This is a genomic window from Spirochaetota bacterium (genome assembly GCA_025061835.1).
GTDB lineage: Bacteria > Spirochaetota > Brevinematia > DTOW01 > DTOW01 > SKYB106.
The window spans coordinates 70,168-91,874 of the sequence record JANXAC010000005.1 but is presented as its reverse complement, the minus strand read 5'-3'; the positions used below and the strand labels follow the sequence as shown (position 1 = coordinate 91,874).

18 protein-coding genes are annotated in these 21,707 nt (G+C 35.9%); 8 read left to right on the top strand and 10 right to left on the bottom strand.

Features of this window, described 5'->3' with window-relative positions; all coding sequences use genetic code 11:
• Positions 1-79: 79 nt before the first annotated feature.
• The 7 genes from rpmE to mrdA all read left to right on the top strand — a co-directional run bounded on the left by rpmE (position 80) and on the right by mrdA (position 7,450).
• Entirely contained in the window at positions 80-280 is a 201-nt protein-coding gene (gene rpmE, locus NZ579_03380; protein MCS7298991.1) for a 50S ribosomal protein L31, read from the top strand.
• 2 nt (positions 281-282) lie between these two features.
• Positions 283-1,557, top strand: a complete 1,275-nt coding sequence (gene murA / locus NZ579_03375) for a UDP-N-acetylglucosamine 1-carboxyvinyltransferase (GenBank protein MCS7298990.1) — start codon at positions 283-285, stop codon at positions 1,555-1,557.
• Positions 1,554-2,822, top strand: coding sequence for a hypothetical protein (locus tag NZ579_03370; protein ID MCS7298989.1), 1,269 nt, complete (start codon positions 1,554-1,556; stop codon positions 2,820-2,822). The genes murA and NZ579_03370 overlap by 4 nt, the downstream gene beginning before the upstream one ends.
• 222 nt (positions 2,823-3,044) lie before the next feature.
• Complete coding sequence (locus NZ579_03365; GenBank protein ID MCS7298988.1) at positions 3,045-3,674, top strand: winged helix-turn-helix transcriptional regulator; 630 nt, start codon at positions 3,045-3,047, stop codon at positions 3,672-3,674.
• Between the two features lie 49 nt (positions 3,675-3,723).
• Entirely contained in the window at positions 3,724-4,653 is a 930-nt protein-coding gene (locus NZ579_03360) for a hypothetical protein (protein MCS7298987.1), read from the top strand.
• Positions 4,650-5,633, top strand: a complete 984-nt coding sequence (gene purM, locus NZ579_03355; protein ID MCS7298986.1) for a phosphoribosylformylglycinamidine cyclo-ligase — start codon at positions 4,650-4,652, stop codon at positions 5,631-5,633. Before NZ579_03360 ends, purM begins: the two co-directional genes overlap by 4 nt.
• Positions 5,630-7,450: a penicillin-binding protein 2 gene (gene mrdA / locus NZ579_03350; protein MCS7298985.1), complete on the top strand. Its 1,821-nt coding sequence runs from the start codon at positions 5,630-5,632 to the stop codon at positions 7,448-7,450. Before purM ends, mrdA begins: the two co-directional genes overlap by 4 nt.
• Before the next feature lie 235 nt (positions 7,451-7,685).
• Here the strand turns inward: mrdA and NZ579_03345 are convergent, their stop codons facing one another.
• From NZ579_03345 to NZ579_03310, 8 genes are all read right to left on the bottom strand, one after another.
• Positions 7,686-8,126, bottom strand: a complete 441-nt coding sequence (locus NZ579_03345; protein ID MCS7298984.1) for a glycogen-binding domain-containing protein — start codon at positions 8,124-8,126, stop codon at positions 7,686-7,688.
• Positions 8,127-8,152: 26 nt separating this feature from the next.
• The gene (locus NZ579_03340; GenBank protein MCS7298983.1) at positions 8,153-9,991 is read right to left on the bottom strand and encodes a hypothetical protein; all 1,839 of its coding nucleotides are present in this window, start codon (positions 9,989-9,991) and stop codon (positions 8,153-8,155) included.
• A gap of 11 nt (positions 9,992-10,002) precedes the next feature.
• Entirely contained in the window at positions 10,003-11,808 is a 1,806-nt protein-coding gene (locus tag NZ579_03335; GenBank protein ID MCS7298982.1) for a hypothetical protein, read from the bottom strand.
• Between the two features lie 19 nt (positions 11,809-11,827).
• On the bottom strand, positions 11,828-13,549 hold the full coding sequence (locus NZ579_03330; protein MCS7298981.1) for a hypothetical protein: 1,722 nt from the start codon (positions 13,547-13,549) through the stop codon (positions 11,828-11,830).
• 17 nt (positions 13,550-13,566) lie between these two features.
• On the bottom strand, positions 13,567-14,469 hold the full coding sequence (locus tag NZ579_03325; protein MCS7298980.1) for a hypothetical protein: 903 nt from the start codon (positions 14,467-14,469) through the stop codon (positions 13,567-13,569).
• 12 nt (positions 14,470-14,481) lie between these two features.
• Positions 14,482-15,960, bottom strand: coding sequence for a hypothetical protein (locus NZ579_03320; GenBank protein ID MCS7298979.1), 1,479 nt, complete (start codon positions 15,958-15,960; stop codon positions 14,482-14,484).
• An 83-nt stretch (positions 15,961-16,043) separates the two neighbouring features.
• Complete coding sequence (gene nadB / locus NZ579_03315) at positions 16,044-17,612, bottom strand: L-aspartate oxidase (protein ID MCS7298978.1); 1,569 nt, start codon at positions 17,610-17,612, stop codon at positions 16,044-16,046.
• A gap of 13 nt (positions 17,613-17,625) precedes the next feature.
• The gene (locus NZ579_03310; protein MCS7298977.1) at positions 17,626-19,392 is read right to left on the bottom strand and encodes a hypothetical protein; all 1,767 of its coding nucleotides are present in this window, start codon (positions 19,390-19,392) and stop codon (positions 17,626-17,628) included.
• Between the two features lie 54 nt (positions 19,393-19,446).
• On the opposite strand from NZ579_03310, the gene NZ579_03305 reads away from it, so the two are divergent.
• A complete protein-coding gene (locus tag NZ579_03305) occupies positions 19,447-19,947 on the top strand; it encodes a hypothetical protein (protein MCS7298976.1) in 501 nt (166 codons plus the stop codon).
• On the opposite strand, the gene yidD is transcribed toward NZ579_03305, so the two are convergent.
• Positions 19,944-20,153 carry a membrane protein insertion efficiency factor YidD gene (yidD, locus tag NZ579_03300; GenBank protein MCS7298975.1) on the bottom strand — a complete coding sequence of 70 codons (210 nt, stop codon included), beginning with the start codon at positions 20,151-20,153 and terminating at the stop codon, positions 19,944-19,946. The two genes, NZ579_03305 and yidD, sit on opposite strands and share 4 nt — an antisense overlap.
• 172 nt (positions 20,154-20,325) lie before the next feature.
• Positions 20,326-21,492 carry an MFS transporter gene (locus NZ579_03295; protein MCS7298974.1) on the bottom strand — a complete coding sequence of 389 codons (1,167 nt, stop codon included), beginning with the start codon at positions 21,490-21,492 and terminating at the stop codon, positions 20,326-20,328.
• Positions 21,493-21,707 lie beyond the last annotated feature (215 nt).

Genomic DNA, 21,707 nt, shown 5'->3' with positions numbered 1-21,707 from the left:
GAAGACGTTCAGAAATTATATATCTTGAAAGAGAGTTTTAAGAGATAATATAATAAATCCTAGTTTTTGGAGATAAAAAATGAAGAAAAACATTCATCCTGCTCTAAAAGTCTCAAAAGTCAAGTGTGGATGTGGTAATACCATTGAAATATTATCTGTTTTTGAAGAAGAACACATTGAAGTATGTTCAAATTGTCATCCCTTTTACACTGGTAAGAAAAAAATAGTAGATACGGGCGGTAGGGTAGACAGGTTCAAGAAGAAGTATAAAGTTAGATAAATATGTATAAATTAGTAGTTGAGGGAGGACACAGACTGTTCGGTGAGGTTGATATAAGCGGTTCCAAGAACGCCGTTCTACCTATAATGTCGGCTTCAATATTGGTAGAAGATGATATTGTTATTCACAATGTTCCCGACCTTGTTGATGTAAGGGTAATGAAGGATCTTCTGGAGAAGCTTGGTAAAGAAGTTAGTTTCTCAAACGGAAGGATGGTTATAAAAACTAAAACCGAGGAGCCCTACGAAGCACCGTATGAGATTGTTAAGAAAATAAGAGCATCTATAGCGGTTTTAGGACCACTTCTTGCCAAAAGGAAAAGAGCCAGAGTTTCATTTCCAGGAGGTTGTGCAATAGGTCCTAGACCTGTAGATTTACATATTAAGGGGATGAGAATACTAGGTGCTGGCGTTAAAGTTGAGCATGGTTATATTGTAGCGGAGACTGAAGGACTTACAGGTGGCTTTGTAAATATGATGGGGATTAACGGGACAAGCGTTGTTGCAACTGAGAATGTCATTATGGCAGCGACTCTAGCAAGAGGCACGACTGTTATTGATAATGCAGCAATGGAACCTGAAGTAGTTGATCTATGTAACTTTCTCATAAAGTGTGGCGCAAAAATCAAAGGACACGGAACGAATACGATAGTAGTTGAAGGTGTTGATAAGTTAAAAGGTTGTGAGTATGAAGTAATTCCCGATAGGATTGAGGCTGGAACATACATACTAGCAACTATGATGACAAATGGAGAAGTGGTTTTGAATAATACCAATCACAATCACTTAACAGAACCTATAAATACTTTCAAACAGATGGGAGCAAAGATTGAGGTTCTATCAGAAAGTAGTATATTAGTAAAAGGTTCTGAAAGTTACGAACCTGTGAATGTTATTACTTTACCCTACCCAATGTTTCCAACAGACCTACAAGCACCACTTATGGCGGTTTTGACAAAAGCAAAAGGTATTAGTGTGATAACGGAGAGAGTTTTTCAAAATAGATTTGCTCACGCTGCGGAGATGAATAGAATGGGAGCAGACATCACTATAGAAAATGCTTCTGCAATAATAAGAGGTGTTCCTAAACTTTACTCTGCAACCGTTATGGCTTCAGACTTAAGAGGAGGAGCAGGACTGATAGTAGCACTTCTAGGGGCTGAAGGAACAGGAGAATTGCTTAGACTATACCATGTTGATAGAGGATACGAAAAAATAGAAGATAAACTTACCAAACTAGGTGCTAAAGTTTGGAGGGAAAAAACAGATCTTATATGATTTGGAGAACATTGAACTTCTTAAATACTCTCAAGTTGCTGCTTCAGAAAGGAAAGATCTATCTAGTTTTCCTTTCAATCTCAATATTTATTTTCTCTTCTTTCGTTGTAATCGTCTTAGGGGTTAGAAACGCTATAAACAAAACTGTTGAAGAAAGTATAGGTTCAAAATTACCACCAGATACTATAAAAGTAACACCAAAGATAATACCTAAAACCATATTCGCAGGCAATGTAAAGGGAGCACAGATACTCCAAAAAGATTACATAAGAATATCAAGGATCAAAGGAGTCAAGAAGGTATACAGGATAATGGAAGTACCATTCCCAAGTAGTGTTATACTTAGAATTTTTGGTATAGTTGGTAGGTCGGATATGGTAACCTACGGCGTAGATGCTGAACTAGTAAAAAGAGACATATTCAAAGGGTTATCCTTCAAATACACGGAAGGTGAGAAGCGAATACCATTCGTCGTTCCTAAGGGAGTAATAGAAGGCTATAACCTTGCTTTTGCAAGAGGTCAAGGAACTCCTACAGTAAGTGAGAATATGTTGAAGGGACTTACTTTCACATTCTATGCAGGTAGGTCAAGCTTCAAAACATTACAGAAATACATTGAAAATGAGGGTATTATTGTAGGTATAAGCGATAATATACCACCATTAAGTATATGTATGCCGATCAGTGCTGCAACATACCTCACGAAACAGATAGTTCCTAACCATATACCATCATACTCTATGCTGTATGTAGAAGTTAAGTCTCATGAGTTTGTCAACGATGTAATATCTCAAATAAGGAGAATGGGTTTTGTCGTTGAAACCTCAACAGACAAAACTGTCTTTGTTGAAAGTATAAAGTCTTTCATATCATACATAATACTTGGTCTCATAATACTTGTTGGTATATTTGCTGTTGTTTCAGTATTTATATCAATTATGCTGTTCGTTGCAACAAAGGTAGATTTTCTATCTCTCCTAAGGTTATTAGGTGCAAATAAGTTATATATATCCATCGCAATATTAACACTTATAACAACGATAGTTTTCGTGTTTTCAGTTGTGTCAAGCCTTATCTCACAAAGTGTTTTCATAAACTACGCTTCAATGTTGATAGACCAATACGATATACTCAAGTCCTTCATAAGAAAGGAGTTCTTCTACATAACTACTAATGATATAATGATACCTGTTCTTATAAGTGTAGTTCTGTCCGTGATTTCATCAGTCTTCATTTCATTCAGGTTCCTAGTCAAAAGTGTATGATGAAAAACCACTAACTCCTATCATCCCATAAATCATATAACTGATTTTCTAAAAAAGTTTTTGATAAAGTGATTTATAGTTTTTCTGTTTGTCATATTTTCCTCCTTCTGCCCACAAAGCAAAAGCAGGTTATTTCACATCAATTTTTACCAAGTTCTCCTACAAACTTTAGATCACGCTAGATGTAAAATCAATATAAGGTTGTTTAAAATTAAATAATGTATGTGGGACGACCTATCACCAAAACAATCAAGAACTCTTGAGTTCATAATTGAATACATAAAGAAGCATTCCTATCCACCCACATACCATGAAATTGCTAAAAATCAAAGGATTAGCATAAAAAGTGTATCTCAAAGACTAAATCAACTCAAACGAAAAGGCTACATTGAGATAAGGAAGAATATTCCTAGAGGTATAGTCTTAACAGATAAGACTGGAGTGAGTTTATGTAAAACTGTATCTTTGAAAATATACAGAAAAGTTGATAAATTTAAGAAAAACTTTAAACTAGGAGATCTTGAAAGAACAATATCTCTATCTACCAATATTTTTCCAAGAGATGACATATCTGAAGAAAAAACATTCTTACTCAAGATACATAATGGAACAAATGTAGAGAACTATCTAGGTTTTGATATGTCAAATAATGACATTATAGTAATTCAAAAAGAAACCAGTATCAACGAAAATGATAAAGTAGTCTCTATTTACGACAACAAGATAGTGATTGGTAGAGTAACAAAGATAGAAGATTTCTTTGTCATACAAGCAAAACGAGGTGTGATACCAATTGGTGGCAGTAATGCTGTTATTGTCGGTAAGATACTGAGTATCATAAAATTTGTCTAGATATTTCCTCAATTGATAGGTCTTAGAAAAATCGTTCAGAATCTTCTGTATGTTAGTAGAGATTATTAGACAAAACGGGGAATATACTGCGATTTTGGAACGCGACCACTGGATAACAAGAATCATACTACACATATCAGAGAATGAAGAGTTTAAGTCTTTCGTGATGGAAGACTGTATATCATCCAACAAAAACTTCTTTGATATAAACGGTGTTGAGTATAAGAAGATTAATAACATTCTAGTTCTAGACGGTAAGGAGATAAGAGTATTGTCAAACGACAACATACTATCTGGTAAAGTGTATTTATCTTCAGAAAGTTATCAATCTTTGTCTTCAAGGCGAAACATAGCACCTTCATCTTTGGCATATGATTATTGTATTGACATCAGGAGAGATAATGTAAGGATAAATTACAGAAATAAGAGATACAGTTTGAAGATACTAGCGTTTTTGATACTGAGAAAGATAGGAATCCTACCTTCAGAAACTCAAGTAGAGTCTCTTTATTCTACTCTTCAGGATGTAATACACAGCGAATTCAAGTATCTAGCACTGGAGATTGTGAAGTTCAGCAGGTATGTATTCCCTCACAAAGTTGAGTTATCTTTTGAGTTAAAATTAGATGACAGCAGGAACTACTACTTACTAACACACACAAGAAGAGGTTGGAGGATAAAAAGCATAAACACGTATAAAGGCGCAGTCAATATTATTCACAAACTTACTCTAAACTCTTACTACTGGCTATTGGAACAAACTGAACGCTATTCTTGGATAAGGAGTATAAAAGTCTTTCTATCTAAAGTATTCAACATAAAGCCAATCAAAGTAGTCTTAATACTCTTTCTAGCCCTACTATCAATCTACCTAATCCTTAACTACAGTATCTTTATGACAATCTTTATATTGATGATCATGATAGTATTAGTTAGAAGAATACTACTCTACATAAACTTTAAGGGAAGTTTGATATGAGTAACTACAGAAATGCAGGTGTTGACATAGACAAAGCAAATTCTTTGATTGATCAACTTAAGAGCGAGATATCAAGAACTTACAACAAGAATGTTATATCTGGTGTAGGTGGTTTTGGAGCACTACTCAACATAGACTTAAGCGAATACCAGAGTCCTGTAATATCAATATCAACAGACGGGATCGGAACCAAAATACTACTTGCCAAAGAATACGATAAAATTGACAATTTAGGTATAGACCTTGTTGCGATGAATGTTGATGATGTTATATGCACTGGTGCAAAACCTATTGGTTTTGTGGATTACTTTGCCTGCGGGAGACTAGATGAAAATATCTATACGAGAATCATAAGAAGTATAATAAAGGGATGTGAGATTGCAAATGTGCCTCTTGTCGGTGGTGAGACTGCAGAGATGCCTGGAATGTATATGGACAGTGACTTTGATCTGAATGGAACTGCGATAGGTGTTGCGGAAAAAAGTATGATACTACCAAGAAATGTAAAAGAAGGAGATAAACTAATAGCACTTGAGTCTAGCGGATTTCACAGTAATGGATATTCGCTGATACGAAAGATACTCAAAGAGAACAATATCGATCCTACTAAAAACTACGGATTTGAAAAACCACTCATAGACCTACTTCTTGAACCTACTAGGATATACTGTAATATATTGTATCCTCTTATAAGTAGGGGGTTGATAAAATCTCTATCGCATATAACTGGTGGAGGCATCTTTGATAATACCTTAAGAGTAACTCAAGGCAGGAGAATTAAAATACACGAAGATAAAGTCTCTACTCCAGAGTTTATGAAGTTTATGATAAAAGAAGGTAAGATTAGTGTAGAAGAAGCATTTAGAGTTTTTAATATGGGAATAGGAATGATAATAATTACCGATAAAGATGATGAGGTTATTGATGAACTTTCAAAGACTATTGAATACAAAGTCTATGTTGTTGGAGAAGTTCTATGATAGACTTTAGGATGGTAGAAAACAACATAGGTGTAAGTAGATTTAGACTTATATTCCTCTCAAGTTTCATTACTCTTATACTTGCTATAGTAATAATAAGAATCATTGACATGCAGATACTCAGCAGAGACAAGTTTGTTAAATTAGCATTTATAAACATGGCACAGCAGATACCAATATCCTCCCAAAGAGGAACAATATATGACAGGAACATGAATGTTTTAGCATCAAGTGAAGAAACAATAGGTGTATTCGTAATCCAAAAATATTTACCTCAAAGTGAAGATGGAAGGATAGTAGTATTCTCAAAACTTTCAGGTATAATAGACAAGAATATTAAATTCATACTAGCCAACATAGAACGCAGAAAGTGGGATTTGTATGGTCCTATATTCATAAGCGAGATAACCAAAGAACAAGCAATAAAAATTCTTGAAAAGCAGGAAGAACTACCTGGTGTGGTAGTTGATACACTCTACCAAAGAAACTACAACTACCCTTACGAGTCTGCACATATACTAGGATATCTTGGACCTATAGATCAGCAAGAGATAAAGACTCTATCAATAGAAGACAGAGAGATATATCACTCTGGTAGTTATATTGGAAAAGATGGTGTTGAAAAGGTGTATGACAAAATACTAAGAGGCCGAGATGGCAAGCTATTAAGATACATAGATGCAAAGAACAATATAGTTGGAATGGAAATAACTGAACTGCCGGTTGAAGGGAATTCCATTATGCTTTCAATTGATATTGAAATACAAAAACTTGGCTATGAACTACTTAAGAACTACCGAGGAAGTCTTGTTATGATGAAGCCAAGCACTGGTGAGATAATAGCACTAGTATCTACACCCTCGTATGACCCAAATAGATTATCTCTTGGTGATTTTTCCTATTTTCTATCCCTTTCAACTGATGAAAAAAATACTCCTCTTTTCAACAGGGCTATACAGGGAACATATCAACCAGGTTCGGTTTTCAAACTAGTCACCACAGCTTCAGCAATAATGAGTAAAAAATGGGATCCGAATAGAAGTGAAATGTGTCAAGGAGCATTGAGAATAGGCAAAAGAGTTTTCCAAGACTGGGCAATCCACGGTTATGTTAGGGACATAGTAAAAGCAATAGAAGTATCATGTGATGTATATTTCTACAAAATTGGATTAGCAATTGAACCTGAAGATCTTATAGAAACAGCACGTATGTTTGGAACGGGAGAGATGACATTCATTGACCTACCAAACGAAAAAAAAGGGTTCAGAACATCTATGGAATTCCACAAAAGAAGGTATAACAGAGATATAATGGGAGGCGATATGGCTAATCTATCAATAGGCCAAGGAGATTGGCTATTCACCCCCTTACAACTTGCCGTTATGACTAGTTTTATATTCAATGAAGGAATAGCTTTCAAACCTTTCATCGTCAAGGAAGAACTATCTCCTAATGGCAAAGAAGTTGTGAAAGAGACAAAACCAGAGATAATCAGAAAAGAAACTAGAATACCAAAAGATGTGTTTGATACCATAAAGAAAGGCATGAAGCAAGTGTTTGAAGAAGGAACTGCTAGGGGACTGAAATACATAACTAAGTATCCAATAGCAGGAAAGACTGGAACTGCTGAAAATCCTCACGGCAAGCCACATTCAGTTTTTGTATGTTATGGTCCAACTGATGCGGTTAATCCTGAAGATGTTGTTGTAGTAGCAGTTGTAGTAGAGAATGTTGGTTCAGGTTCGGCTTATGCAGGTCCGATCGCTGCAAAATTAGTTGACACATATTTTGACAAATATGGTTATACTAAACAGTAACAATGGATAAAAACTAATCTGAAACACTTTATACAAAGTTCCTAGTCTAGAAAAGACGTCAAAATTTCTTCAATCCTCATTAACAATGGAATCTTTTACCTACTTCTATCTAGAAATTCAAACTATAATCAGTTTTGAAGCAACACCTCTTTTTGAATACCAAAATAATTCTATCGGAAAATTTTAGGTTGTGATCAAGAAGGGAGAGATACTCCCCCTCTTAAGGAATAACATGCTACTCACTCAGTATAGCGACAGAGTTGTAGCCGCCAAAACCATCATTTTCTTTCAATGGGTTTGCCTGGTCCTCTGACCAAACAACTCCACCATCTATAACATACTTATACTGCCATCTACCCGGTCTTATTTTCCATTCAACAGTCCAATATCCAGTTTTCTCATCCTTTTTCATCTCAATTGGAACATTGTCAGTGCCAGGAGTTCCTTGAGAAGGTGGGGCAGTCCAACTGTTAAACTGACCCGCAAGATGAACGGTAGTTGCAGCAGGTCTATCAAAAGTGAACTTCACTATAAGTTTTCCAGTCTCAGGATCCTTGCCAACAACTTCATAAGGTATATACCTATCCTTCAATACATCCCAAAGTAAGCAAGAGCTTAGCAAAGATAATGAGATTAACATCGCAATAGAGATTGAAATTAACCTTACAACCTTCATACACTGCCTCCACTAATTTTATACTACTAAAAACTAATCTTTAAGTCAACATAAATTCTAGGTAAGTTTTGTAGAATATAATCTGCGTAGAAACCCTCAAACTTGCCATCAGGTCCTTTATAGAGATAATTCTTGATAGCGTCAGAGACCAGTCCAAAATCTAGATCATAAGTGCTACCAAATAAAGGATAACCATAACCCAATCTTATGCTCATGTTGTCTGTTCTGTAATACAAATATCCCGCAGGTGATATATATGTTACAGATATGTCTTTGGTATCATCAATAATATTAAGTAGTAATCTACTACTTCTCAGATTATCACTCCAAGAAAAGTATCTCCCACCTACATTAATACCAAATCCTTCAAAACCTATGATCCCAAATGATATATCAATATCTCCTCTTACTTCTATTATATTAGCATTATATTGTCTTTTTACACTAGTAAATTCCTCAGGTTTAAACGAGATAGTTTGATATGATCCAACTACAGAAAGCCCCAAAAACTCAAACAAATCTACAAAGCCTAATCCTGCTTTCGCATTTATACCTCCAAGAAGTGAAACTCTACCCTGTCCAGCTAGGTCAACACCCTGATACTCTATAAACCTATATACATCGTTTAAAGACTTTTCTTGTACATAAGAACCTTCTAGCAATAACCTAGTGATACCTCCTATGATTAACTCATACTCACTAAGAACCTTACCATTTACAGCAAGTCTAGTAGAATTGTAGAAAGCATTCACATTCGTGTTTGTGTAAACATTTAGAGTAATGTATTCTCCAGAAACTTGAGATTTTATACCTTCTACAAAATCTGAAAACAATCCACCGGAGAACCTTATACCATTTGCATTTATGTTTTCTCTGTAAACATTTATTGTATTATTACTTACTTGTATAGTTCCTTGACCTATGATACCCCCTTTAACATAAAGTGACGCAAAATCACTAGAAACTATAAGATACGCATTAAAGGTTTCTGAAGTTCTAAAACCTTTATTTGGAATAATACCTATCCTATAGGTATTAATCAAGTCATAGTAATCAACCAGGTTGTAGTTATTACCGAAAGAGTAAAATATTCCATCTAGACCTAAGGAGAATGAAGCAATATCCTCAATCTCAAAAACATCTACCTTAACATTAGCACCACCAGATAAGTTCAAAGCACCTTCACTACCATCTATGAAGTATGAACCTAAGAAAATTTGCCACAAGTATCCTTTAGCTCTCTGTTCAGCATAAAAACCTCCAAGGTCTCTACCAACTAGAGAAAGATTAGTTGTATCATCCCCCATACCAGGCATGGAAGCAATGGTCCCATCCATAAACTCAACAGGTCTTAGTAGATACGGTATCCCTCCAGGTCTAGCTGTAGAAGAAGAGTCAACATAGAACCCTTCGTTGTCAACCTTACTATTTATAACATTACTAACGCCAAAGATGCTAGAAGAAATAACCCACGAGTTAAAGTATCCTATAGAGTTTTCAGGATCATCAAATTTTACCACCCTACTTCTATAAAACGGTATTATTCTGACTTTACTAGCTTTGTGGATGTAGTTTATCATCAAACTATCAAAGGCAGTATGCTTAAATTTAGTAGTCGGTTGAACTATTACATTTGCTATTCCGAATATGTCTGACGTTAGTTCTAGTTTCGTCTCAAAATTTACAATGAATTCAACATTGTCAAGTCCTAAATAGGGAGATGTTGGTGTATTGTTATACACATAGTTTGATTGCATATACTTGAAATCACCTATCGTAATCAAATCTCCCTTAAACTTAACAGCACCAAAGGTTATTGAAACGAAAACCATCAATACAAAAAGACTAATAAAAGCCACTCTCATAAAGCACCTCCTTAATACTTAATATACATATCAAACCTTATAGTAGGCTCAACCGCAAGTTTGTATTCACCAGTGTTAATCCTTTTCCCATCGGAGTATATCGTTGATGCCAGATTATCAGGCATAACCAAACCACTACTAAAATCCTTAGCACCATTATATATAACCACGACTGCTTCCAAATTTCTACCTAAATCTAAATCATTCACACTCGTCATACCATACCACCCATAAGAGATTGTAATATACGAATCAACTTTAGGTATCTGATACCATATGCCTATGTATGGTGTTAGGAAAACATTCTCTCCTACATTACCTACATTCACATCTCCAACTTGGACAAAACTCCTACCACCAACTTTAAGCCACAGATTATCACCTATCTCCTTTCTAGTTTTGCTGTCAAATAGTGAAGAAAGCCTATATCCAGTATATAACCTCAAATCACTGTAAAGTATGTTCGTTGAGATAGAGATTACTGAGTCCCATATAGAACTATTGTTAATGTAACCTAATAAATCAATAGATACGTCTCCTCCGAGATATCCAACGTTACCTATACCAACAACAGTAGTAACTGATTTTGAGGGCTTTTCAATCTTGTTATCCCTCAAACTCAACTTTAGCAATGTCTTAATTTCATCTTCATCAGTAATAAGGGGAATATTGTAGTACGTATAAGACTTAAAATCAATACCTAACACTGTTATATTTGAAGTTTTTTCAGGCAAAACTGCCAAACTACTTACCTCTACTTTCATACCCTCAATGCCCTTAAACATCAAACCACCAACAGCATATATACTACCTATTTCCGTTCTATTCGTTCCAATATATATCAAGTCTCTGAGAACTCCTCCTTCAAGACCTAGATATGCAAGATCCACTATATCAAAAGAAATATATCCTCCTATAAAAGCGTAGGAAGTAGGAAACAAAGCTATGTATGGCAAAGAAACAGTATAGTTATTACTACTAATAACTGGAAATAGGTAAAACCACCTATAGTCGCTTGTCTTCATTAAGTAACCTAGGTTATTCGTAGTCATCTCTCTATATAGAGCTCCAATATATATATCTCCAATACCTACATTACCAGCACCACCTATTTTAAGACCTCCGAAATTACCAGTAGTAAAAAGATTGAAAAACGATGAATTTTGAAAATCCCCAATACTACCATATATATTCTTTGCAAAATATCCCTCTACATCAATGATACCATCAAAATAGCTTACATACATTCCATAGTAATCTTTTCCACTATACACTAGGTTGGTAGTATCTTCTCTGGCAGTTGAGAATATCTCAACTGAACCGTCAATAAACTCTATGGGGTATAGGAAGTATGGGACAAACCAGTGTGCTCTTGAGAATGTTGAAGAGAAAAGTTGGAGAGATGGAAGATAACTAAAGAACATCTCGGAATGTGAATTTCTAAACTTAATCGCTCTATTCTTGAAGAATCCCTTGACAGTGAATATTTCATCAGAATATCCGACTACTCCACTATTTATATCAAGTATTGTAGAACCATCCAAGAAGGAATTCATATAGAAATCAACAGAACCAAACAGATTCTCTTCTTTAACTCCAAGCCCGAAGATGAAGGATAACCTACTATCTCTCAAATACCATCTGTTATCGCCATACTGCTGTCCGAACCTATAAGGACCATAATGCTCTCTTAAGTACTTATCATCAACATTCTGAACCAGGGAAGTTGAAAAGTAAGCATCAATAAAAGGTTTAACACCAGCAAACGAAATACTAGCAAACACAACCAAAATTACAATAAATAAGATTCTTTTCATACTAACACCTCCTCAAATTTTAGAAATACATCTCTGCTTCAACATTAACCCTATTCTCTGTTTCTGCACCTCTTACAAAGTCAACATCACCAACGAGTCCCGTATCCATATGTCCTCCATTACCGTAAGACAATAGAACTCTTGTGTTAGGTGCAGGATATACCTGTAGTTGTCCGAAGAAAGATGTCCAGGATAATGCTCCGCTTCTTGAAACTCTCTCTTGATAACCTCTCATTACACCAAGTCTTGAATAAAACTTAACCCAAGACAGTAGATTTACCGTAGATTCAAGTCCAAATCCTAAGAAAAACTTATTGGGATCCTGTAAGTTAAACAACTTTAGCATAGGCCTTATTTTCGCAAATTCATTCTCAAAGTCAAGAGACAAAACTAAATGTCTAAACCAGTTTGTAGAACCTACCTGTAATAAGTAATCTCTACCGAAGTATTGCTGCAGTTCTCCTATAAACTTAACACCTCCCTTAAAAGATGCGTAGAGTTCTGTTATCCACTCAAGGTAGTGTGAAGCGTTCTTACTAACCATTTTCTCTTGGAACAAGAATTGCCATATGTTATAGTCATCGTGTTGCTTACCTTCTGAATCAGTCCATATAGGCCAATCATAGTTATGTGAATACTTCATAAACGATTTTATATTTACAAACTTAACAGGAAATGCATAGGATAGTTGAACGAATTGCTCAAAATAGTCATTCTGTCTACCGCTTGCAGGGTCGGCATTTCCACCAAGATACTGCCTGAAGTTAGGTTGAAGTCCAACACTTGAGAAGGTAAATTCTATACCACCAATCAATCTTGGGTTGTCGTATCCCATCTTAATTACATACTTATAAACTATTGCATTACTATCACCAAGGACAAACCTATTTAACATCCAATCACTTTCGTTCCAACCTGACGGTGCTGGTAGATTTATACTCTCAGGAGCAAAAGACCTTCCAACCTCACCAGATAGGTTGAAGGAAAATCCAGAAAAACCTGGAATGCTTCCACCATAACTCAAATCCAAACCTAGAACATTATACTGTCCTTTCTTCCAAGAATCCTCAATATAAACACTCCAATCATTAGTATTTCTTGGAAGTTGATAGATAAGAAAACCACCAGTAGATCCTATACCGAAAGTATTGCCTATTGGATCTTTGATATCATACCTAGAGATTCTGAAAACTACCGCAGTTTCATTTTTGTTCTCTTGAACAGATTTTTCATTTATTTCGTTCGCGTAGTCTATCAAGGTCGTTTTAAACTCAAAACCACTTCCAAAGATATTTGGAAATCTTGCAAAAACGCCACCATTTTGAGCAGTTCCTACTCCAGCAGAAAACTGAAGGAGAGGCTGATACATATTCACTCTCCAACCTTGGTTATAGAAAAACGCAGCCTCCCCCCACTTCTGCCAGAACTGAATCTGAGCAGCGACATCACTTCTACCCAAATACAAAGACTCTGGTAAATACCCTCCGCTTGAGTAAGTGCTATTAAATGATGACTTGTATATCGTCCAGAAGTTTATTCCTGGTGCAGCGGCACCTTGAAGGTTTATCTCAAAGTTTCCATAAGGAGAGCCTTGTTCTAGTGACCATATCCTAATATCATTCGTAACGACATCAGACCTTATTGAAGATCCTACTTTAGCATAGGTCCCAAACTCAACACCAGCAAATACAGAATAGACTACAACAAGGTTGATCAAAACGATCAAATAAATCCTATTCATAAAACACCCCCACTAAATTAGAAAATATCTACAAATCCTATAACATCAGCCTGATAATACCATCCAAGATTACCTCTGTTCTGGACTCCAAAGTTCAATTCAAATCCCGGTCCTTTTAGTCCAAGTCCCATCGTAATTCTATTATTCTCCAGACCGATCCTTGTGAATATGGTATCAGCATAAGATACTTCAGTTCCAACAGAAAAACTAAAAGGAGAAGAGGAATTAAGACCTAAACTATAAGATCCAAAAGCCTTCATATATGGTTTGATAAGATAAATAGAAGTACCTACCTTTAAAGCGGAATATACTTCAGTTCCTTGAGTCCCCGTTAAAAAAGAAAACTTAGTAGGTATCAGATTATATCCAACAACTCCAAGTTTCAGAAGTTCATCAAACATAGACAGATTAATACCAGCATCAAAGTTAAAGTTCCATTTATCAGTGTTGGCAGACTCATCTAGTTCATAACCTCTCAAAGATAAACCAAGTCCCTTACCAGATAAACCTATGCTAAAACTATCCAAGAAAGCAATAATGTCGGATAGTTCAAAACTCTTGGCTAAACTCATTCCAGCAATGAGATATCTCAGTCCAGAAGTAGCACTGATATCAGCACCATAAGATGAAAATGTTAGTCCAACTTGAACTATATCAACAACATTACCAGCAACATTAACATTTATCAGATTCACTCCAGGAACACCAAAAGGTTCAGAATAATTAGCACTAATAGCAATTCCACCTATATAACCTAATCCTGCTGGATTGTAAATAACCGCATAAGGATCAGTTACCTCGCTTACATTCGCTAAACCAAGAGCAATATATCTTCCTCCAACAAAAGGAGTCTCAAACAGAGCAAAAGAAAAATTGAAACATAACAAAACTATCAAAACACTAAAAATTATCTTCTTCATAAAACACCTCCTCTAGTGAATAACTGTTATCAGTCTAGCACCTATTGTATCAAGAGCAGATATGTTTTTACCTGCAACTACAACGAAGTAATTCCCCATAGGTACTATATTACCCCTGTCATCCTTACCATCCCAGATGAAAGTGTAGGGGAAATCGTAAATAGTTGCAGGAAAGTCATCAGCAGCATCAGCTTGCATGTTTTTTGATAGATTTATATTTTCAGCTATAGTCCTTACGAGATTACCTCTTTCGTCGTATATCTTTATGTAGCCTTGAGCAAAGAAATCGGTCTCTTTCTCTATACCAATTGTAATTCTTACCTTGTCGCCTTTGGCTGGAGCAAATACTTTTGGAGCATCATTCTCTTTGCCAGACAAACCTCCTCTAACTACCTTCATATAGAACCTTGGAGATTTGTCGGCTTCAATCTTGACCCCCGGATAGAAGTTAATGTATGCTTCATTACGAACATTAACACCAATCCTAGGCTTTCCATCACCATCAGTAACTCTTATCATTACAAAATTATCTTCAACGGACTTAAATGAAGGGTTTACAGGCGTAGAGTTGTCTGGCATATACTCATAATTGTAGTTACCACTATCAGGACCCGTTGTAGCAACTGCTATCTTCAACCACATATTCGTTGGATTAACATTCGTAAAGAAGAAACTCCAAGCTATCTTGCCAATAACAACCCTCTTAAACATATCAGGTTCAAACTCACCGTTAAAGAAAAAGTTAAAGATATTAGTATTCATGTTAGGAGTTCCTGATAATCCACCATCGTTGTAGCTGCTCATCCACGCATCTTCGTCACTTCCAACTATGGACAAAAGCTGAACTCCACCTTTGCTTTTATCAGGATTTATATCAAACTCAACTTTATCATTCGGATTCCAAAAACCTATATACATATCGGGGTCAAAACCCGAGAAGAAAACACCTCTATTCCAGTGAACAACGCTCTCAACAAAACTGGTTCTACCCTTATTTGGTTCTCTGTCAAAGTATATCATCAAGTTGTTGCGTCTTCCTGCGGTTTGTCCCTTCACAGCAAAATAAATAGCATTAGTATCCCAAGTAAACCACAACTCTGAAAGTTCTGCCTTAGTCAAAGTGTCTGTTTCTCTACCTGGATAGGCTGAGTCATTAGTTGGTTCACATTTATTTTGATAAGGAGAACCAAAATAAGTTAGCATCCTACCACCATTATTTGTTAAATCATTCTGATCAACTATAGCATTGAGCGGTTTATTCAAAACATTAGTAGGAGAAATTAAAAGTTCATCGGGCTCCCAACCCATCGCAAAAGGGTCCCAACTACTTAAAACTCTAACAACTATATTCTTATTAGACGCAGTAACTCCAAAAGCATCGGAGACAAACAAAACTACAGAGATGACACATAAGTATAAACATATCCTAGCAATCTGCATACCTGCCTCCTCTATCAACTTCCAAGAGATTATAAAAAATAAAAAATCCATTTTCAATAGTTTTTTAACTGAAGTTTGGTCAAGAGTTTGGTATTTTTTGTTGAACTTCCTTACTGATTGTTTTAGATTTTCTACTAATCAATCCTGTAGTGTGAGCCTATACTTTCTCTGTTTGACCAGGCAGACAACGCTACCAAGAATCCTGTTTGAACACCGTTTCTCAACTCAATAATATCCCTATTGACTTTTACATCTCTATAGAAGTCTTCTATGTCGTTTAGTAGGTTTTTTATATCACTCAACGCTCTTTTCAGTCTTCTTCTTGTTCTTATAGGTCCTACGTAGTTCCACATTATGTTTCTTATCAAATCCCAGTCTTGCTTTATAAGTATGGGGTCAGATTGTTCAGTTCCTGTATCTACCCAAGTGTTAATTTCAGGAAACTCGTTAAACAAATCTCTGTGTATGTTTTCTACCAAAAACTTTGCACATCTATATCCGAAGACTACTCCTTCAAGAAGTGAGGTGCTTGCTAACCTATTCGCACCGTGAAGTCCAGTACAAGCAACTTCACCTATTGAAAAAAGACGTTTTATGTTGGTCTTTCCATAGGTATCAGTTTTTACACCACCACACTGAAAGTGAAATGCAGGAACTACTGGTATAAGGTCTCTTGACATATCTATTCCTATCTGCTCAAGCGTTGAGAATATGTTCGGAAATCTATCCTTTATTTTGTCTCTACTCCCTATCTTTCTTGCATCAAGAAAAACACATTCTTCTTCTCTCTCATTCATCTCTGATATTATAGCCCTAGTAACGATATCTCTAGGTGCAAGTTCCCCCCTACTATCGTATTTGTATAAGAATCGTTCTCCTGAAGAGTTTATTATCACACCCCCCTCCCCTCTCACAGATTCTGATATTAGGAAGTTTCTCTTTAATGGATGGTAGAGAGTTGTCGGATGAAACTGTGTGTATTCCATATTTATAACTTCAGCACCAATCCTGTAAGCCATTGCATACCCATCACCCGTTGCAACATCAGGATTTGTATTGTGTAGATAAACCCTACCCATACCCCCAGTCGCTAATACTGTAGCCTTGGATAGAATATTTTTAACCTTCCCCGTAGTTATATCAAGAACATACGCACCTAAACAAGTTTTGTCTTTATACATCCTAAATCTATCTTTTGAGTGAAATTGCCATGTTATTAAGTCTATCGCCGTGTGCCTTTCAAGGATTTTCACATTACTAAACTGTTCAAGTTTTTCTACAATTTTTGATATGATTGACTTACCTGTTTGATCTCCAGAGAATATTATTCTCTTAACCGAGTGAGCACCTTCTTCAGTGAATTCAAGATCACCATTGTCTTGCCTGTCAAAATTGACCCCTAACTCATCAATCAGAACCCTTCTCACTATATCTGGACCTTCGTAAGCAACTACCCTCACTGCTTCAGGATTATTGACACCAGCGCCAGCAGAAATTATGTCTTTGTATATGAGTTCTGATGAGTCATTCTCACCTATATAGACTATACCACCCTGTGCGTAGTGTGTATTCCCATCATCATATTTAGATTCTTTGAGTATTACAGTAACATCAAAACCATTTTTTGCTAATTCATAAGCACAGATACCACCTGCTACTCCAAGACCAATAACAAGAAAATCTGTGTTAAGTATTTCAGACATACCCTACTCTAACCTATCTCTGTTTGTTACCTCTAGCCTCACTTGCTCCCGAAAACCTAGGATTATTTACAGCTGATATTAGTCCAGTAGCATCTAGGTTGTAGTCCCTATACAATCCACCAGCAAGAGTATCTGAAACAAAAGTATTTTCAATTATTCTATGAAGACTTATGTCATTCAACCCATCTTCGTATATACCAAAACCTCTAGCACCTGAAACACTAGATATTACGCAGTTAGATATCACTAGGTTAATCACAGCATCGGTTTTATATAGATATATTATGCTATTCGTTATTTCAGACTTGTTTTGAGTCACATCAAGGTTCATGAGGAAAGAGTTAGTTGAGTCGTATATTGCTATACCCCCTCCGTGTAATCTTGAGTTGTTATTAATTATTTTACTGTCTACAATAGTTGTATCTCCATCTCTTATAGTGAATATTCCACCACCTATATTATCCGATTTATTTCCAGATATATCACTTCCTTCAATTCTTGTGCTCCTAGCAAGTTCAATATAAACCCCGCCACCATCTTTTTGCGAACTATTACCAGTTATGCTAGCCTTAACAACATTCTTGAGACCAGTTATGTAAATGCCTCCTGCCTTGTCTTGTGATCTATTTTCTGAAATAGTTCCAGATATGCTATTTTCTTCACCTCTCAAGAAAATTCCTCCAGCAATCGCACCAGATGAATTTTTACTTACCGTGCTATTTACCGTAGATTTGAAAGTATTCTCAAAGAATATCCCCCCTCCGTTTCTTGTAGCACTATTCTCAAGAATGGAAGATTGAACTACAAGTGATGCGGTCCTAAAACCATACACCCCCCCACCATCCCTTGAAGTGTTATTTTTCACAGTAGCTCTAACGAAGTTAGCATTGCCAACATTCACAAAAACACCACCACCAGAGTTTTGAGCATTGTTAAAGCCTATAGTAGTATCTAGCACTTGATTAGCTATGCCTTTATCTATGTAGATACCACCCCCTTCTCTTGAAGAGTTAAAAGAAACATCTGAATTCTTCACAACATTGCTCACCCCTCCTACTAGTATCCCTCCTCCCCATATACCAACACTGTTACTCTGAACTGATACTTCCGAAACTTCGTTAAAATTACCTACTAAATATATGCCTCCCCCATTCTCTCCAGAGTTTCTAATAATTTTGGAATCTAATATTCTGTTTCTATTTCCTATGATACACATACCTGCACCGTTACCAACAAGGTTATTTGAAGATATTACATTCCTAATAGTTGAACCATCGGATTTATTTAGATAAATTCCACCACCGTTCTTATCGTTTTTCTCACGGTTTGTTGCCCCAGAAACTACAAAGTTCTCTATCAAAGCGTTAGAAACATTCCTCACTTCTATCACTGCTTGAACTTTTCTCTGCCCATCAAGAGTTGAATATCCTACCACAGAACTAAAACTTTGATCATATCCCCCAATAAGTTTTATATCATGATGCTTTATTGCAACTCCACTAAAGCCTGTGTTAAGTCCATTACCAGGAGTATATACACCTTCGGCAACCTTTATCACCCTGACACCAAAGATAACTGCTTTATCAATTGCAACTTCTATAGTTCTAAACGGTAATGCTTTGGTACCGGGATTCTCATCACTACCATTAGTTGCTACATAAACTGAAGTCTCACCTTCATAAGGATCCTTGGCAGAAGGTTTCTGTGTTTGTGTGAAACCAAACCCACATAGTGTTAAAACAAACACGATCGGTATCATCAGTCTCATCAGATATATCATATAACCTCCCAAAACTTGACCCCCATATTTAACTTGCTAGATAATTTTATATGTATGAAATGCTATTGTAAAGATTTTGTATACATATTAACTTTAACACTACCTTTAATCTTAACAGCCTGCCCTCAACCAAAACCAAAAGAAGAAGTTAAGATTACTCCTATCAAAGACAAGCAATTATTACTTGAAAACAGCTCTTCAATCTTCGGTTTAGGTCCTATACCAGAGTGGGTGCTTGACATTGAAAGTTCAAGAGAAATACAGAAGACAAAAAATGGAGTATTTTTTGTTGTCTTCCTAGAAGGTAGTGAAGTAAGAAGTATTCAACCAGAAAAAGAGTTTGAAGAATACCTTTCAAACTATTTACCTGATGGCAAAAAGATATCTTCCATACTCAACCTCAAAGTTAGTGGTAAGTATTGGCATAAAACTAAGGAACAGAAGTATCAAACATTCCACAGATACGAGATTACAAGAGAAAGCATAGAAAACGCTATAAAGCGAAAGAATGAGTTTTCAGAGAAGACAAGGTCCTTTCTAGATCAACTTAATTAAGGAACTGGGTCATATCCCCCAGGGTTGAAAGGATGACACTTCAATATTCTCCTGATACCTAGAAATCCCCCCTTCAAGATACCATACTTTAAGACTGCTTCTTTTGTATATTCAGAACAGGTCGGATAAAACCTACAAGTATGCCCCTTGATAGGACCTATGTATCTCTGATAAAATTCTATCATTTTCACAACAAACTTCTTCATAAAACTTATCTTATTCTACAAAAATTTTAAAACAATTTCACAGGTATTACAAAATCAAAACTCCATCGTTAACAATCAATCCCTCTAGGCCAGATTGAGAACTTTATAGAAAAATCCTTCCAATCTTAAGTTTAGCAACCTTACAACAAACAAAAAGTTTTGTTGTATCAAACTAACTCCTCCTTTCAGTGAAAACAGTTATGAGTATAGTTGCTAATGCTATCGTTTCTAATCCAACTATGAATGGAACTATTAAAGCACCCATAGTTTCGTAGATGTATCCAATTACAGAATTGCCAATCCCGAAACCAACTCCTACAACTGTATTGAATAAACCATAGAATGTGCCCCTCTCTCGTATATCAACATTATCACCTATGTATGCTCTCACAACAGTTTCGTAGAATGACATTGTAATACCCCATACAAGAACACCAAGAATTATCAAAATCAAGATATTTGAAAAACTCAACAAAGCTATTAACATAATCAAAATAGGTAAAATAACTATTATTCTGTATCCAAACCTATCATAGACTATCCCTATTGGTATAGCAATCAGAGCATCAACCAGCATCGCAATGGAATAAAATAAAGGTATAAACTCCTCTGAAAGGACCTTAACTTTAACTGCGTGGAACCCTATGAGTGGAAAACCTACAAACCCTAGACTTGTTAGTAATACAAACAGCAGATAGAAGTATATCTTCCGACTTTTTCTACCGTTATGAAATACTTTTTCTTCTACCTGTTTTTGAATGTGTATTCTTGATGAGAACAGTTTAGCAATTATGAGTGAAGCGATTAGTAGTAGGAATGGTATCGTCAAAATAGCAAAACCAGTTTTGTATCCAAGCCCTAAAGTGAGGATAACATAGAAAATGAATGACCCAACTATTGCTCCCGCCTGATCTACAGTTTCGTGAATTCCAAATGCCTTACCACTTCCTATACCTCCCGAATATATTGAGATTATAGTATCTCTTGCTGGAGTTCTTAACGCCTTACCTATTCTCTCCATAACAATCAGAGTTCCTGCCAGTATCCAGTAGTCAGAGAATGCAAGTAGCGGTATTGAAGCAACAAGTCCATAACCTACAAAGATAAAACTCCAATATTTTCTAGTTCTATCCACCAAAACACCAGCCACAACCCTAAGAACATATCCTAAAAACTCACCTACTCCAAAAATCATCCCTATTGCAAATGCATTAGCCCCCAGACGTCCTAGATAAGGACCCATTACCCCCCTAGCACTTTCATATACTAAATCAGCAAAGAGACTTACAAAACCCATCAACAAGATGAACCTTATAACATCACTTTTCCTACCTTCCATAACTTTGGAATTTTTTATCAGAAATGTACATCCTTTCAAAAATTAATAAAAACAAGTATGTAGTTAATCTTTTCAGTTAGCAATTATAAACTCCAAGAGTAGTAAGAATTTTTGAGAAGATTTTATAATTCACCAGAAATTTACCAAAACACCCTACTAAACCAAACACTAAACTAAACAAATAAAAAGTTTGAGATTTAAGTGATTTGGAAGAT

Coding starts and splice junctions, on each gene's coding strand:
- rpmE (MCS7298991.1), top strand. CDS start 80: ATGAAGAAAAACATTCATCCTGCTCTAAAAGTCTCAAAAGTCAAGTGT.
- murA (MCS7298990.1), top strand. CDS start 283: ATGTATAAATTAGTAGTTGAGGGAGGACACAGACTGTTCGGTGAGGTT.
- NZ579_03370 (MCS7298989.1), top strand. CDS start 1,554: ATGATTTGGAGAACATTGAACTTCTTAAATACTCTCAAGTTGCTGCTT.
- NZ579_03365 (MCS7298988.1), top strand. CDS start 3,045: ATGTGGGACGACCTATCACCAAAACAATCAAGAACTCTTGAGTTCATA.
- NZ579_03360 (MCS7298987.1), top strand. CDS start 3,724: ATGTTAGTAGAGATTATTAGACAAAACGGGGAATATACTGCGATTTTG.
- purM (MCS7298986.1), top strand. CDS start 4,650: ATGAGTAACTACAGAAATGCAGGTGTTGACATAGACAAAGCAAATTCT.
- mrdA (MCS7298985.1), top strand. CDS start 5,630: ATGATAGACTTTAGGATGGTAGAAAACAACATAGGTGTAAGTAGATTT.
- NZ579_03345 (MCS7298984.1), bottom strand. CDS start 8,126: ATGAAGGTTGTAAGGTTAATTTCAATCTCTATTGCGATGTTAATCTCA.
- NZ579_03340 (MCS7298983.1), bottom strand. CDS start 9,991: ATGAGAGTGGCTTTTATTAGTCTTTTTGTATTGATGGTTTTCGTTTCA.
- NZ579_03335 (MCS7298982.1), bottom strand. CDS start 11,808: ATGAAAAGAATCTTATTTATTGTAATTTTGGTTGTGTTTGCTAGTATT.
- NZ579_03330 (MCS7298981.1), bottom strand. CDS start 13,549: ATGAATAGGATTTATTTGATCGTTTTGATCAACCTTGTTGTAGTCTAT.
- NZ579_03325 (MCS7298980.1), bottom strand. CDS start 14,469: ATGAAGAAGATAATTTTTAGTGTTTTGATAGTTTTGTTATGTTTCAAT.
- NZ579_03320 (MCS7298979.1), bottom strand. CDS start 15,960: ATGGATTTTTTATTTTTTATAATCTCTTGGAAGTTGATAGAGGAGGCA.
- nadB (MCS7298978.1), bottom strand. CDS start 17,612: ATGTCTGAAATACTTAACACAGATTTTCTTGTTATTGGTCTTGGAGTA.
- NZ579_03310 (MCS7298977.1), bottom strand. CDS start 19,392: ATGATATATCTGATGAGACTGATGATACCGATCGTGTTTGTTTTAACA.
- NZ579_03305 (MCS7298976.1), top strand. CDS start 19,447: ATGAAATGCTATTGTAAAGATTTTGTATACATATTAACTTTAACACTA.
- yidD (MCS7298975.1), bottom strand. CDS start 20,153: ATGAAGAAGTTTGTTGTGAAAATGATAGAATTTTATCAGAGATACATA.
- NZ579_03295 (MCS7298974.1), bottom strand. CDS start 21,492: ATGGAAGGTAGGAAAAGTGATGTTATAAGGTTCATCTTGTTGATGGGT.